The 14,563-nt window shown below is 67.8% G+C and carries 6 protein-coding genes and 1 pseudogene; all 7 read left to right on the forward strand.

From position 1 onward, the window contains the following. Positions 1-283 precede the first annotated feature (283 nt). The 7 genes and pseudogenes from JI739_RS23035 (at position 284) to JI739_RS23065 (ending at position 14,443) form a co-directional block, all read left to right on the forward strand. Positions 284-3,715 (forward strand): SDR family NAD(P)-dependent oxidoreductase, encoded by a 3,432-nt coding sequence (locus JI739_RS23035; RefSeq protein ID WP_201686370.1) that lies wholly within the window; start codon positions 284-286, stop codon positions 3,713-3,715. Between the two features lie 8 nt (positions 3,716-3,723). Then, entirely contained in the window at positions 3,724-9,948 is a 6,225-nt protein-coding gene (locus tag JI739_RS23040; RefSeq protein ID WP_201686371.1) for a beta-ketoacyl synthase N-terminal-like domain-containing protein, read from the forward strand. 47 nt (positions 9,949-9,995) lie between these two features. Next, on the forward strand, positions 9,996-10,727 hold the full coding sequence (locus tag JI739_RS23045) for a 4'-phosphopantetheinyl transferase family protein (RefSeq protein ID WP_201686372.1): 732 nt from the start codon (positions 9,996-9,998) through the stop codon (positions 10,725-10,727). Further along, positions 10,724-12,331, forward strand: coding sequence for a PfaD family polyunsaturated fatty acid/polyketide biosynthesis protein (locus tag JI739_RS23050; RefSeq protein ID WP_201686373.1), 1,608 nt, complete (start codon positions 10,724-10,726; stop codon positions 12,329-12,331). Before JI739_RS23045 ends, JI739_RS23050 begins: the two co-directional genes overlap by 4 nt. Before the next feature lie 12 nt (positions 12,332-12,343). Then, the gene (locus JI739_RS23055) at positions 12,344-13,219 is read left to right on the forward strand and encodes a patatin-like phospholipase family protein (protein ID WP_201686374.1); all 876 of its coding nucleotides are present in this window, start codon (positions 12,344-12,346) and stop codon (positions 13,217-13,219) included. A gap of 325 nt (positions 13,220-13,544) precedes the next feature. Continuing rightward, positions 13,545-14,094, forward strand: a pseudogene (locus tag JI739_RS23060) (glutathione peroxidase). Positions 14,095-14,215: 121 nt separating this feature from the next. Further along, positions 14,216-14,443 carry a hypothetical protein gene (locus JI739_RS23065; RefSeq protein WP_201686375.1) on the forward strand — a complete coding sequence of 76 codons (228 nt, stop codon included), beginning with the start codon at positions 14,216-14,218 and terminating at the stop codon, positions 14,441-14,443. The last annotated feature ends 120 nt before the right edge of the window (positions 14,444-14,563 follow it).

Consider the following 14,563-nt stretch of genomic DNA (forward strand, 5'->3'; position numbering starts at 1 on the left):
CTTGGGCATCGATTCGATCAAGCGCGTGGAGATCCTCTCGGCCTTCCGTGAACGCATGCCCGGCTTGCCCGAGGTGGCGCCTTCGCAGCTGGCTGCGCTGAACACGCTGGGTGATGTGCTGGCATTCATGCAGGGGGCGGCGCCTGCGGCGAACGAACCCACCCCCTCCGCTCGGGCTGAGCCCTTCGACCAAGCTCAGGACAGGCTCGTCGAAGCCTTCGCGAACCCTTCGACAAGCTCAGGGCGAACGGAGGGGGCAGGCTCAGGGCGAACGGAAGGGGCTGTGTCCAGTGAAGCCCTGCGCACCACCCTCCTGGCCGTGGTCTCCGAAAAAACCGGCTACCCCACCGACATGCTGGACCTGTCGCTCGAGTTGGAAGCTGGCTTGGGCATCGACTCCATCAAGCGCGTGGAAATCCTCTCCGCCTTCCGTGAACGCATGCCCGGCCTGCCCGAAGTCGCCCCCTCGCAGCTGGCTGCGCTGAACACGCTGGGCGATGTGCTGGCGTTCATGCAGGGGGCGGCTCCACAGCTCGCCGACTCGAACACCTCTGTTCGAAGTGAGGTGGTTCAAGGCGCGCCCACCCCCTCCGTTCGGGCTGAGCTCGTCGAAGCCTTTACGAACCCTTCGACAAGCTCAGGGCGAACGGAGGGGGCAAGCTCAGTGCGAACGGAGGGGGCTGGGTCCAGCGAAGCCTTGCGCACCACCCTCCTGGCCGTCGTCTCCGAGAAAACCGGCTACCCCACCGACATGCTCGACCTGTCGCTCGAACTCGAATCCGGCTTGGGCATCGATTCGATCAAGCGCGTGGAGATCCTCTCGGCCTTCCGGGAACGCATGCCTGGGCTGCCGGAGGTGGCGCCGTCGCAGCTGGCTGCGCTGAACACGCTGGGTGATGTGCTGGCGTTCATGCAGGGGGCGGCGCCTGCGGCGCCGGCTCCACAGCTCGCAGGCTCGAACACCTCTGTTCGAAGTGAGGTGGTTCAAGGCGCGCCCACCCCCTCCGTTCGGGCTGAGCTCGTCGAAGCCTTCACGAACCCTTCGACAAGCTCAGAGCGAACGGAGGGGGCAGGCTCAGGGCGAACGGAAGGGGCTGGGTCCAGCGAAGCCCTGCGCACCACCCTCCTGGCCGTCGTCTCCGAAAAAACCGGCTACCCCACCGACATGCTGGACCTGTCGCTCGAACTCGAGTCGGGCCTGGGCATCGACTCGATCAAGCGCGTGGAAATCCTCTCGGCCTTCCGCGAACGCATGCCCGGCTTGCCCGAAGTCGCCCCCTCGCAACTGGCTGCGCTGAACACGTTGGGTGATGTGCTGGGCTTCATGGGCGGTTCGGCCGCCACCGCGGCAGCGGCCCCGCAGGCAGCGACGAATCCCGCCTTCATCGCGCCGCCCGCAACGCAAGCCGCACCTGTCGTGAACCTGCTGCCCCGGCACGCCGTACGGGCGGTTCCGCAGGCGGCCGCCGGGTTCACGATGCCCGGACTGCATCAACCCGGCGCAATCATCGGCGTGACGGACGACGGACAGGGTGTCGCCCCCCTGGTGGTGAAAGCCCTCCAGACGCAGGGCATCACCGCCCGGCTGCTTACCGACCCGGCAGCCTCCACGGCATGCACCGGACTCATCGTCCTGTCGGGCCTGCAGGCGGTCACCAGCGCACCCGAAGCACTCAAGGCCAACCGCCGCGCCTTCGAGTTCGTGCACGCCATGTCCCCTCGCCTGTCCGATCGCGACGGGCTGCTGGTGACCGTGCAGGACACGGGCGGCGACTTCGGCCTCACCGGCCGCGCCGGTGACCGCGCCTACCTCGGGGGCATTGCCGCACTGGCCAGAACCGCCGCCAACGAATGGCCCCAGGCGGCGGTGAAGGCCATCGACCTCGAGGTGGGCGGCCGCGCCCCCGCCGCGCTGGCCAAGGCGGTGGTGCATGAACTGCTGCAGGGTGGCGCCGAGCGCGAGGTGGGCCTGCCCGCACGAAGCGACCGGCTGACCCTGGGCACGGAACTCTGTGCCGCCCCAGCAGGACGATGCGTGGTCGATGAACGCAGCGTGGTGGTCGCGACCGGCGGTGCCCGCGGTGTCACCGCCATCTGCCTGCAGGAACTGGCGCGGCTCAAGCCTCGCATCGCCATCCTGGGTCGCACACCATTGGAAGACGAGCCCCCCGGAGTCAAGACGGCACTGACCGACCCCGAGATCAAGCGGGCCCTGCTGGCAAACGAAACCGCCCAAGGCCGCCAGCCCACACCCATGCAGTTGTCGCGCATGGCGCAGGCGGTGCAGGCAGCGCGCGAAGTGCGCAGCAACCTGCAGGCGATGCAGGCGGCGGGCGCACAGGTGCTGTACTGCGTGACCGACGTGAGCGACGCGGGCTCGGTCCAGCAGGCCTTGACGCAAGTTCGACAGCAGTTCGGTCCGGTCACGGGCCTGGTGCACGGTGCAGGCGTCCTCGCGGACAAGCTGATCAAGGACAAGACGCTCGCACAGGTCGACAGCGTGTTTGCCACGAAGGTGGAAGGGCTCCTGCACCTGCTCACGGCTTTGCGTGACGACCCGTTGCAGGCCATCGTCCTGTTCTCGTCGGTGGCCGCGCGAGTGGGCAACCCGGGCCAGTGCGACTACGCCATGGCCAATGAGGTGCTCAACCAGGTGGCGCTGGTCGAAGCGCCGCGCCGCCCCGGCTGCCTGGTGCGCTCCATCGGCTGGGGGCCCTGGGACGGCGGCATGGTCACCCCGGCCTTGCGGGCTCACTTCGATGCGCAGCGCGTGTCGCTCATCGACCAGCGGTCCGGCGCGGCTGCGTTCATGGCCGAATTGAACGAAGGCGGTCCCGAGGTGCAGCTGGTCGTGGGCGCGGGCGAGCCGCGCGAACTGCTGGCGCGTGACACCGGCCATCGCGGCGCCATCACGGCCGAAGTGGTGGTAGATCCGCAGCGGTACCCCTTCCTGGCCAGCCACTGCATCGGCGCCGAGCCGGTGGTGCCTGTCGTGCTGGTGGCCGAGTGGTTCCTGCGCGCGGCCATGGCCCTCATGCCGGGAGCCGGCGTGCCCACCCTGCGTGACCTGCGGGTGGTGCGGGGTGTGGTGCTGCGCGAGTGGGGCCAAAGGGATACCCGGCTGCGGGTCACCGCTCGCTTCGAACCTGGCGCCGGGCGGCAGCTGCGATGCGAACTGCATGGCAGCGATGGCCAGGTGCTGCACTACAGCGCCACTGCGGACTTCGCGGCGTCGCCCCCCATCCCCGAGCCAGACGCCGCCGGCACCCCCCTGCGCAGCTGCGACGTTCAGGGCCACACGCTGTACGGCACCCCCGCACTGTTCCATGGCCCCGAGCTGCAGGCGATCCGGCGAATCTCGGCGATGGGCGAGCAAGGTGCGGTGGCCGAGCTTTACGGCGACTGGGCGCTTGGATGGGATCGTCACGAAGCACTGCTGGATCTGGCCGCGATGGATGGCGGGCTGCAGCTGGCTGTGGGGTGCCTGTTCCAGGCAAGTGGCTCTGCCATGCTCCCTACACACCTGGGCGAGGTGACCGTCCATCGCGCAGCAGCGCCCAGCGAAGGGATCAAGTGTTCCTTCAAGTTGCGGTCCGCCAACCCGCTGCAGGCCGTCTGCGACATCGTCATCACGGGCGGCGAGTTCACCGTCCGGATGGCTGGCGTGCAGTTGCATGCGCGGGTCAGCGTGCCGGTGCAAGCGGCGCACAACTAAGGTCCGACATGCCGCAACCGCCCATCGCGATCGTCGGCCGCGGCTGCGTGCTGCCGGGCGCCGACAGCCCGGCAGCGCTCTCCCAGCACGTTCGTGCCGGCAGCGACCTGTTGTCCCGACCGCCACAAGGTGCGTGGCCGATGGACCCTGCGCTGATCACCTTGGACGCGAACGGTATCCGCTGGTCGGACAGGGGCGGCTACGTGGACGGCTTCGAATTCGATCCAACCGGCTTCGCTGTCGATCCAGAGGTGTTGCTGCAAGCGGACCGTTGCGCACATTGGGTGCTTCACGCGAGTCGACAGGCGCTGCGTGAAGCGGGCCACGACTGCGCGCGGGGCCACCCTCGCACCGGCGCCATCCTGGGCCACCTATGCCTGCCGCTGCCTTCGCTGGTCCGCGATGCCACGTCCACCTGGATGCGACGGTGGGCGGAGCAGCAAGGGTTGGCCGAGCTGCTCGGCGAGCTGAACGCGGACCCGGTCGTTCCAGAAAACAGGTACATGGCGGCCTTGCCGACACGCCTGCTGGTCCGCGCGCTGGGGCTGGGGGCCGAGGCCTTCACGCTGGACGCTGCCTGCGCCTCATCGCTTTATGCCCTGAAGCTGGCTTGCGACGCGCTTGCCCACGGGCGCGCTGACCTGATGCTGGCTGGTGCCGCCTGCGGCACAGACGCCATGTTCCTGCACATCGGCTTTCGCGCGCTCAAGGCGCTCAGCCCCACGGGTCAAAGCCGGCCTTTTCATCGCGAGGCGAACGGCCTGGTGCCCTCGCATGGTGCCGTGATCCTCGCGCTCAAGCGGCTGGCCGACGCGGAGGCAGCCGGCGACCGCATCCTGGGCGTTGTCCGCGCAATTGGACTTTCCAACGACGGCGGCGCCGGTGGACTGCTCGTGCCATCCAGCGAAGGTCAGGTGCGATGCATGCGGCAGGCACTGGACCGCGCAGCCATGAGTCCAGCCGACGTCGGCCTATTGGAATGCCACGCGACAGGAACCCCGGTGGGCGACGCGGTGGAGTTGGCAAGCATCAGGACGGTCTACGGGGAAGTCGGCACCATGCCCATCGGCTCCATCAAAAGCCAGATCGGCCACCCACTGGCCGTCTCGGGAGCCGCTGGAATTCTCAAGATACTGGGCGGCTTCGAAGCCGGCATGCTTCCTGCGTCCGCGCCCGTCGACGACCCGCTGCCAGGACTGGCTGAGGCTCCGGTCAGGCTGGTCACCCGGGAAGAGCCCTGGGCCGCCGACCGGCCCTGGGTGGCTGCGGTCAGCAGCTTTGGCTTTGGCGGCAACAACGCCCATGTAATCCTGCAGGCGTACCAGGGAAGGCAATCGCACCCCGTTGCCATCGCCCCGGCGCCGGGCATCCCGAGTCCGCTGGCCATCATCGGCGTAGGCGTCATTGCGGCGGCGGCCGCCGATACGGCATGCTTTGCCCGGTCGCTCGTCGGTGGCCACAGCGCCCTCACGGATGACGCACAGCTCGGCCGCTGCGGCGTGGCCGCGCCCTTCGACCTCAAGCCTTCGGAAATCCGTTTCCCGCCACGCGACCTGGCCGACAGCCTGCCCCAGCAGGTCGTGCTGCTCAGGGCGGCCAGCGAGGCGCTGGCGACGGTGCGCAAGCTTCCCAACGAGCGCACCGGCGTTCTGACCGGCATGGAATGTGACGCCGAAATCGCGCGCCAACTGGCCCGTGAACTGGTTCCGGCGCGCCTGCGCGACTGGAGCATCGCAAACGGCCCGGACCTGAGCGACGAGTGGCTGCAGCAGGCCAGGAACGCTTTTGCAGCGCCCCTGAAAGCCAGCGTGGTCACCGGCTCCCTTCCCAACATCGTTCCCAACCGGCTGAACGCGCAGTTCAAGCTGGCCGGCTTCGGCTACAGCGTCTTCGCCGACGAGCTCTCGGGCCTGCGGGCCCTGGACATCGCCGCGCGGGCCCTGCGGGATGGCGAGCTGGACGCAGCCATCGTCACGGCCGTGGACCTCTGCTGCGAGCCGGTGAGCGCCGCAACGACCAAGGCCCTGAGCGGTCCCGGGCGGGCGGTTCCCGGCGATGCGGTCGTGGCCCTGGTGCTCAAGCGCCTCGACGATGCGCGACGCGACGGTGAAACCGTGTTCGCGGTGCTCGAGGCGGAGCCGCCCTCGGGCCCATCCACCGCCTTGTCGCAGCCCCTCCTGCTGGGCGACGCGCCCGGCGCCCTGCAGCTGGCACACCGTTACGGCCATGCCCATGCAGCCAGCGGACTTCTGCACGTGGCGGCCGCCGCGATCGCCTGCCAGCACCGTGCACGGCTGACTTCGCAGGCCACCGTCCCCTGGCTCCCGGGGACGCGGCGCACCGCTTGCGTCGACGTGCGATCACAGGACGGCCAGCAAGCCATCGTGCACATGAGCGCCGAGCCGGCCGGTGCCCTGCCCGCGTCGCCCTCCGACGCGGCGCCCCGGATCTGGGCCGTCGCGGCGGCTGACCGCCAGGCCCTGGCCGCGGCCTTGTCGGCCGAATCATGGGCTGGCGAGGGTCCAGCCCGGCTGGCGTTCGTGGCCAGCGCCGGCGCGGACTTCGAGCGCCAGCACCGGGCGTGCCTCGACTTCCTGCGCGGGCCTGCCGCAGCGGTCGTGCCGCCTGGCATGGCCTTCCACGCGACGCCACTGGCCGGCGACGTGGCCGCCGTGTACACCGCGGCAGGCGCCGCCTACCGGGGCATGGGGCGTGAACTGCTGCTGGCCTGCCCCGACCTGGTCGAACACGCGGCCACGCGGCTTGGCAATGTCCAGGCCGGCTGCGACTGGATGTACGACGGCAGCGGGCACGAACCCACGCCGCTGGAGCAGCTGGCGGGCTGCTCGCTGCTGTCGCAGGTGCATGCCGAGCTTTCGACGCAGGTGCTGAAGCTGCAGCCCCAAGCGGCCATCGGCCTGTCCTCGGGTGAAACCAACGCGATCGTGGGGCTTGGCGCCTGGAGCGGTGTGGAAGGCCTGTTCGACGGACTGGCACCGCTGTACGCCAATGGCCTCGGTGGCCGCTTCGAGCTGCTGCGCCAGGCCTGGCAGGACCCCCAAGCCCAATGGGCCGCCTGGGCCATCGCGCTGCCGCCTGAGCGCGTGCGCGAAGCGCTGCGGGATGAGCGGCACGCCTACCTCACCATGATCTACGGGCCGAGCGCGTGCGCCATCGGAGGCGAGAGCAAGGCGCTCGACCGGGTGGTGGCGCGCCTGGGCGGCAGCCACGCCACGCGGGTGGCCCACGACGTGGCCGTGCACTGCCCCGAGTTGCTGCAGGTGCGTGACACCTGGCGCGCGCTCCATCACCGAAGCACCCGCGAACTGGCCGACGTGCGCTTCTACACCGCCGCGGCGTGCCACACCTACCGCGCCGAAGCGGACCGCATTGCCGACGCCTTGCTCGAGATGGCCAGCGGCCCGGTGGACTTCCACGCCATGGTGGAACGCGCCTGGCAGGACGGCGTGCGCGTGTTCGTCGAGCATGGCCCGCGCGACCTGTGCACCCGCTGGATCACCGACATCCTGCGCGGTCGCGAGCACCTGGCGGTGGCCCTGGACGCCGACGCACGCCAGCCGGTGCGCAACGCACTGGCAGCCGCCGCACATCTGTGGGCCGCGGGCGTACCGGTGGACCTGAAGGCGTTCAACGACCGGCTGGGTGGCGCCGCGGCGAAGGCCGCTCCATCGACCGGTGGGGTCCGCTTCGCGTCCCACATGCCCCCCATCGAACTGCCCGCCTGGCCCCCCGGCCACACCGCACCCGGCGCCGCGACGGCCGAACCCCGATCACCCCGATCCGCAACCCTCCTCCACCCCGAAAGCGATATGAACGCACTCGTCCGCACCGCCGTCGAAACCACCCCGCCACCCCTGTGGAGTCGCTCCGATCTCGAAGAGATGTCCCACGGGCGCTTGTCCAAATTCTTCGGCCCTCGCTTCGAGGTGCAGGACGGCTACGAACGACAGGTTCGCATGCCCATGCCGCCGCTGCTGATGGCCGATCGGGTGATGGAGATCGAAGGCGAACCGGGGTCGATGGGCCTGGGCCGCATCGTGACCGAGACGGACATCACGCTCGATTCCTGGTACCTGCACGAAGGCTCCATGCCGGCGGGGCTGGAAGTCGAAGCCGGCCAGGCCGACCTGCTGCTCATTTCCTACCTGGGCGCCGACCTGTTCAACAAGGGCGAGCGCGTGTACCGGCTGTTGGGTTGCGAGATGACCTTCAACGGTGAGCAGCGGCCGCGAATCGGCGACACGCTGCGCTATGAAATCAAGGTGACCGGCCACGCGCGCACCGGGGACGTGCGCCTGTTCTTCTTTCAGTACGACAGCTACCTCAATGGCGAGCTTCGGCTGTCGGTCCGCAACGGCCGGGCTGGATTCTTCACCGAGAACGAACTTGAAAATGCCGGCGGTGTGATCTGGGACCCGGCGACAGACGGCCCCGACCCCTCTCAGCAGCATGTGGCCATGCCCCCGGTAAACCCGGCGAGAAGCTTCAGCAGGGAACAGGTTCGCGCATTTGCCGAAGGCCGGCCCTATGAATGCTTCGGCCGCGGGTTCGAGACCACTGCGTCGCATCACCGCACGCCCCGCATTCAAGGCGGAGACATGCAGCTGTTCCAGGACGTGGAGGAACTGGACCCGCACGGCGGCCCATGGGGGCGAGGCTACCTGCGCGGCACGTACGCCATCAGAGGTGACGAGTGGTTCTTTCCCGGTCATTTCAAGAACGACCCCACGATGCCGGGCACGCTGATGTGCGAGGCCGGCGTCCAGCTGATGGCCTTCTACTTTGCCGCCCTGGGCTACACCCGGGAGCGCGATGGCTGGACCTTCGAGATGGTGCCGGGCGCCACCTTCAAGGCGGTCTGCCGCGGCCAGGTGGTCCCCAGCGCGCGGCACATGAGTTATGAAATTCTCGTCCGCGCAATCGAAGGCGGCGACATCCCGACCCTGTGGGCCGACGTGCTGTTGACCGTCGATGGCCGAAAGGCATTTCATGGCCGCAACCTCGGGCTGCGGCTGTGGCCGGGATTCCCGCTCAAACGGACCGTCGCATCGGTGTTGCCCGCAGGTGCCCGCCCGCCAGCGGTCGTGGACGGATTCACGTTCGACCATGCCTCGCTCCTGCACTGCGCGACCGGGCAGCCATCGCTGGCCTTCGGCCCCCGCTTTACCGACTTCGACAGCACCAGGACCCTGCCGCGCCTGCCTGCTCCGCCCTACCACTTCATGTCGCGGATCACCCGTTGCGAGGGCCAGATGGCCGCGATGCTCGTCGGCACCACCGTTGAAGTGGAGTACGACATTCCCACCCAGGCCTGGTATTACGACGACGGCGACGGCTCGACGATGCCCTACGCCGTGCTCATGGAAGCAGCTTTGCAGCCCTGTGGATGGCTCACCGCCTACATGGGCGTGCCCCTGCAATGCGAGACCGACCTGCGTTTCCGCAACCTGGACGGCGACGGGACACTCATGCGCCCCGTGCGTCGTGGCGACGGGATCCTGCGCACCACGGCGCGATGCACGTCGATCGCGCGCAATGGGAACACCTTCATCGAATCCTTCGATGTCGAGTGCCGCGTTGGCGACGCAGTGGTTTACGTGCTGAAGACCACGTTCGGTCACTTTACCCAGGAGTCCCTGGCGCAACAGGTGGGGATCCCGGCAACGGCCCAGGAACGACACGCCATTGAAAACGTCGAACCACGCCAGCAGATCGACCTGCACCAGGCAGGGGACGCCCCCACACTGCCGCGATTGGCGCATGGTCAGCTACTGATGCTCGATCGCGTGACCGGCTATTCACCCAAGGGCGGCGCCAGTGGCCGCGGCCGACTGGTGGCGGAGTTCGACGTGAACCCGGCCGCCTGGTTCTTCAAGGCCCACTTCTACCGGGACCCGGTTCAACCCGGCTCGCTGGGAGTCGAGGCCATGATCCAGCTGCTGCAGTTCCACATGCGAGACCGAGGTCTGGCCGCCGGCATGCGCTTACCTGTCTTCGAGCCTGTTGCCGTGGGCCAGCGACTGCTCTGGAAGTATCGCGGCCAAGTCCTGCCCACCAACCGGAAGGTGACCGTCGAACTGGAGGTCAGCGAAGAAGGGCGCGACGAGGCCGGACCTTGGCTGCGCGCGAACGCCTGGCTGTGGGTGGATGGCACGCGCATCTACCAGGCCAAGGGCCTGACGATGCGAATCGTCGAGGGAGCGACATCGTGAGGCCTGGGCACTCGACGCACGAACAGCGAACCTGTTCGCCGCGGCACATGCTGCATCGCGAGATCGGTGCGTCCCGGCGCGAAGACCTCGCTGCGCACGATGTGGACCTGTGGGTCGTGCCCCTGCCAGTGCCCGAATCGGTTGAACAGACGCTCGCGGACACGCTGTGCGAAGCCGAACGCAAACGGGCGGCTGGCTATGCGGTGCCAATCGGGCGACGCCAGTTCGTCGCATCCCGCGGCATCCTTCGCCTCCTCTTAGGGAGCTACCTGGGGCTTGCGCCCGAGTCGGTGAAGCTGGTGAGTCTGGCGCAAGGCAAACCAGCCTTGCAGGACCACCGGGCCATGTTCTTCAATATCTCCCACACCGACGGCCTGCTGCTGGTCGCACTGGCTGCTGGCATGGAAGTGGGGGTGGACGTGGAGCGGGTGCGGCCGATCGCGAATGCTCCCGTTCTCGCCAACCGGTTCTTCAGCGCCCGCGAGCGTGCCGGAATGGAAGGCGGACCCGATGCCTTCCTGCGCCTGTGGACCTGCCGCGAAAGCGCCGTGAAGGCCGCGGGCAAAGGCATCTCCGCTGGCTGGGACGCGGTGCGCATCGTGCAACGCCGCCGTGACGAAGCCGATGCGGTGGGTCTGGGCGAGGACTGCCACATCCGGCTGCTGTCGCCGCGCCCCGGCTATGTCGCCGCGCTCGCTGCGCTGACCACCCACTTCCACGTGCGCCAGACGCGCACCCTTTCCTTGACCCACCACGAGACATTCCGGGACATCGCATGACCACCCACACCCTTGCAGAGCGCCCCGCCGAGGCCGCCATCCCGCCCGCATTCACCGAAGAGGAGGTGGCGGGAGTGATCCAGCGCGCCCATGACCCCATCTCGGTGGTGCGCGACACCGCAACCGGCCGGATCGGCCTGCTGGCCGGCGATACGGATGTGCGACTACCGGCAGGACTCGAACGCCTTTGGAATTTGCCCGCTGCGGCGCCGCAGCGCCTGGGCGATCAAGGCTTCCTTCGAGCACATGGCGTGCAGTACCCCTATATCGCCGGCGAGATGGCCACCGGCATCGCCACGGCCGAGATGGTGATTGCGATGGCCCGGGGCGGCATGCTGGGCTTCTTCGGCGCTGGTGGCCTGCCGCTGCACGCGGTCGAACGCGGGCTTGACCAGATGGCGACGCAATTGAGTGGGCCCAGGTTGCCCTGGGGCGTGAACCTGATCCACAACCTGCAGGACCCTGGCGCGGAGGACGCGGTGGTGGATCTGCTGTTGCGCCATCAGGTCCATCGCGTCTGTGCGTCCGCTTACCTGCAGCTCACACCCGCGGTGGTGCGGTATGCCTGCAAAGGCCTGCACATGGGGGCTGATGGATGCATCGTGCAGCCTAACCAGTTGATGGCCAAATTGTCGCGGCCCGAGATCGCGTCGCGGTTCGCATCGCCCGCGCCAGCGGGCGTTCTCGCCAGCCTGGTGGAGCGCGGACAGCTCACGGCCCGCGAGGCAGAACTGGCAGCGCATATCCCGCTGGCCGCCGACATCACGGTGGAAGCGGACTCCGGTGGGCACACCGACAACCGGCCGCTGGTGGCGCAGTTCCCGACCATTGCCCACGCGGTGCGCGAAGTGCAGGTCCGGCATGGTTATGCAAGCGCCATCCGGATCGGCGCGGCTGGCGGCCTGGGCACGCCACAGTCATTGGCTGCGGCATTCAGCCTGGGCGCGGCCTATGTGGTCACCGGGTCGGTGAACCAGGCCGCGTTGGAGTCGGGCCTGTCACCCGCGGGCCGCGCCCTGCTGGCGCAGGCCTCGATCGAAGACGTGGCCATGGCGCCGGCTGCGGACATGTTCGAATTGGGCGTGAAGGTGCAGGTGCTCAAGCGAGGCACGATGTTCAGCGTGCGTGGACACCGGCTGTGGGAGGTGTATCGCAAGTACCCCTCGATCGACGCGATTCCGGTCCCCGAGCGCGAGAAGCTGGAAAGCGAGTTGTTCCGAGCGCCGCTCGACGAAATCTGGCGCCAGACGCAGGCGTTCTTCGCGGAGCGCAACCCCGCCGAGGTCGAACGCGCGAGCCGCGATCCCAAGCATCTCATGGCACTGGTCTTCCGTTGGTACCTCGGCCAGGCAAGCCGCTGGGCCACGCAGGGCGTTCCCGATCGGGTGCTGGATTACCAGATCTGGTGCGGCCCGGCCATGGGGGCCTTCAACGCCTGGACCAAGGGCAGCTTCCTGGCCGAACCAGGCCGCCGCACCGTGGTGCAGATTGCGCGCAACCTGCTGCTGGGGGCTGCGGTGATAACCCGCGCCCAGCAGTTGCGTTCGCTGGGTGTACCGGTGCCGGCGGCCGCGTTCGACTTCCGCCCCCGCCCCCTCGACTGACAGGAGCCTCCTATGTCCATCGTCGACTCGGCACAGCAGCCGCCACTGGTGTTGAACTACCTCACCCCGCCGGTGCGGCAACGCAATGCCGAAGCAGGCGACCGCCCCTGCGTCGGTCTGGTCCTGGGCGCCGGCGCCTACCGCGGCGCCGCCCACGTGGGCGTCATCCGCGCGCTGGAGCGGGAGGGCATTCCGATCGATTTGATCGTCGGCAGCAGTGCCGGTGCCTTGGCGGGCGTGATGTACAGCGCCGGCATGTCGGTCGATCTGATGGAGGCCGCGCTGCGCAAGCTCAAGCTGCAGGACTTGTTCACACCAAGCATGGGGAGCGACGGCTTCACCGATCTGGGTCCGGCGCGGCGCGGCATCGAATCATTCATCGGGGCCGACCGGGACATCCGCAGTTTTCCGCGTCGATTCGCCTGCATAGCAGCCGACGCTCTCACCGGGGAGGCAGTCGTCATCTGCCGGGGCCATGCCGCTTCAGCCGTGGAAGCGTCCATGGCAGTTCCGGGGCTGGTGCGGCCCGTGCCGTTCGACGGCAGGCATCTGGTAGACGGAGGTGTCGTCCAGCCGATGCCGGTCACCGTGGCCAGGGGATTGGGTGCCGACCTGGTGATCGCGGTGGATGTGCACGTTCCCCGCTACGGCAGCCGGATTGCCCGCTCTCCGGCGGAGTCGCTCAGTCACTGCTTTGACATGGCCGTGCAGCGCTTGTGCGATGCCGAAGCGCGCAGCGCCAACGTGGTGATCCGACCTGACCTGGGGCAGTTCAAGCAGGACCTGGGGAACGTGTCCGGGTTCCTCAATGCGGGCGAGTTGGCTGGCCGTGCAGCGATCCCGCAGATCCGGAATCTGCTCGGGCATGCGCAGGCGCTGACCCACTGACGTGTGACGCCGACCTCTAACGAAGGAGGGAATCATGGGAACACTTGGCCAAGCCTTCGCAATGAGCGGACGGACAAGCGTGGGAATGCAGGCTCGCTTTCAGATGCGCGTTTACGCTGCAGCGGTCCAGGATGGCGGCCTTGCTGCCCCCATGGCTTCAGTCGAATCGGTCGACGCATCGCCCGACGATTCGAGGACGAACTCGATGGCACGCTCGAATGCAGTAAGTCCGCTGCCGGACTTGGTCCAGCGTCCGCCTCCAGGTGGGCACAGCAATCGCCAGTTCTGAACTCAACCCAACCAACTTCTGAATGGAGAGACCACGATGTCAAACGTCTGCTCAAACTCTTCCTCGGTCTCGGCCCCAAACGCGGCCGAGTCGGTCTACGCCTTCGAGGTCACGTCCATCGACGGTGAACGCGTGTCGCTTTCTCGATACCGGGGTCAAGTGCTGTTGATCGTCAATACCGCCAGCGCCTGCGGGTTCACGCCGCAGCTTGCGGGTTTGCAGCGGCTGCATGAGACCTACGGCCCGCGTGGGCTGGTCGTGCTGGGGTTTCCCTGCAACCAGTTCGGCAGGCAAGACCCTGAAAGCAATGAATCTATCGGGCAATTCTGCGAGCGCAATTACGGCGTCCGCTTTCAGATGATGGCCAAGGTGGAAGTGATTGGCCCGGGCGCAGATCCCCTTTTCAAGTGGCTCAAGCGCAAGGCTCCCGGCCTTCTGGGCACCCGCGCGATCAAGTGGAACTTCACCAAGTTCCTGATCGACCGTCGTGGGGGGGGGGGGGAGCATCCTACGCTACGCACCGCGGACCGCGCCAGCCCGGCTGGTGCCGGATATCGAGGCGGCGTTGGCGGCACGCATCGACTAGCTGCGTTGCACTCGGTACCGCATACCCACGACAGCTCTCGAACGCCCAATGCACTGAATCTTTCGCCCGTCGCGTCGGGTCGCCTCACTCCGCGATCACCTCTTCTTTCTGGAGGTGATCGATGTCGCAACAGAAAACTCCAGCCGGTCAGTCCACAGCGCGCTGCCCGTTCGCGGCCACCAGCAGCAAGGTCGACAAACTGATCAAACACCTGCAGGCGTTCCTGCAGAGGACCTATCGAAATGGCAGCACGCGTCGGGCGGGGCACCCGACCACTCTTGGGATGATCAAGGGCCGATTCATCATCGAAGACAAGCTACCGCCACACTTGCGGATAGGGCTGTTTTGAATCGCCCCGAGATTCCTGGAGGCCAGTTGGTTTAAGTCAGGCCACCGCGGTGGGGGCCTGATTGGCGAATTGCCGGTAGTAGTTTGCCTCAGCCTCTGCCGGCGGTATGTAGCCGATCGG

The organism is Ramlibacter aurantiacus, from assembly GCF_016722895.1.
Lineage (GTDB): Bacteria > Pseudomonadota > Gammaproteobacteria > Burkholderiales > Burkholderiaceae_C > Ramlibacter > Ramlibacter aurantiacus.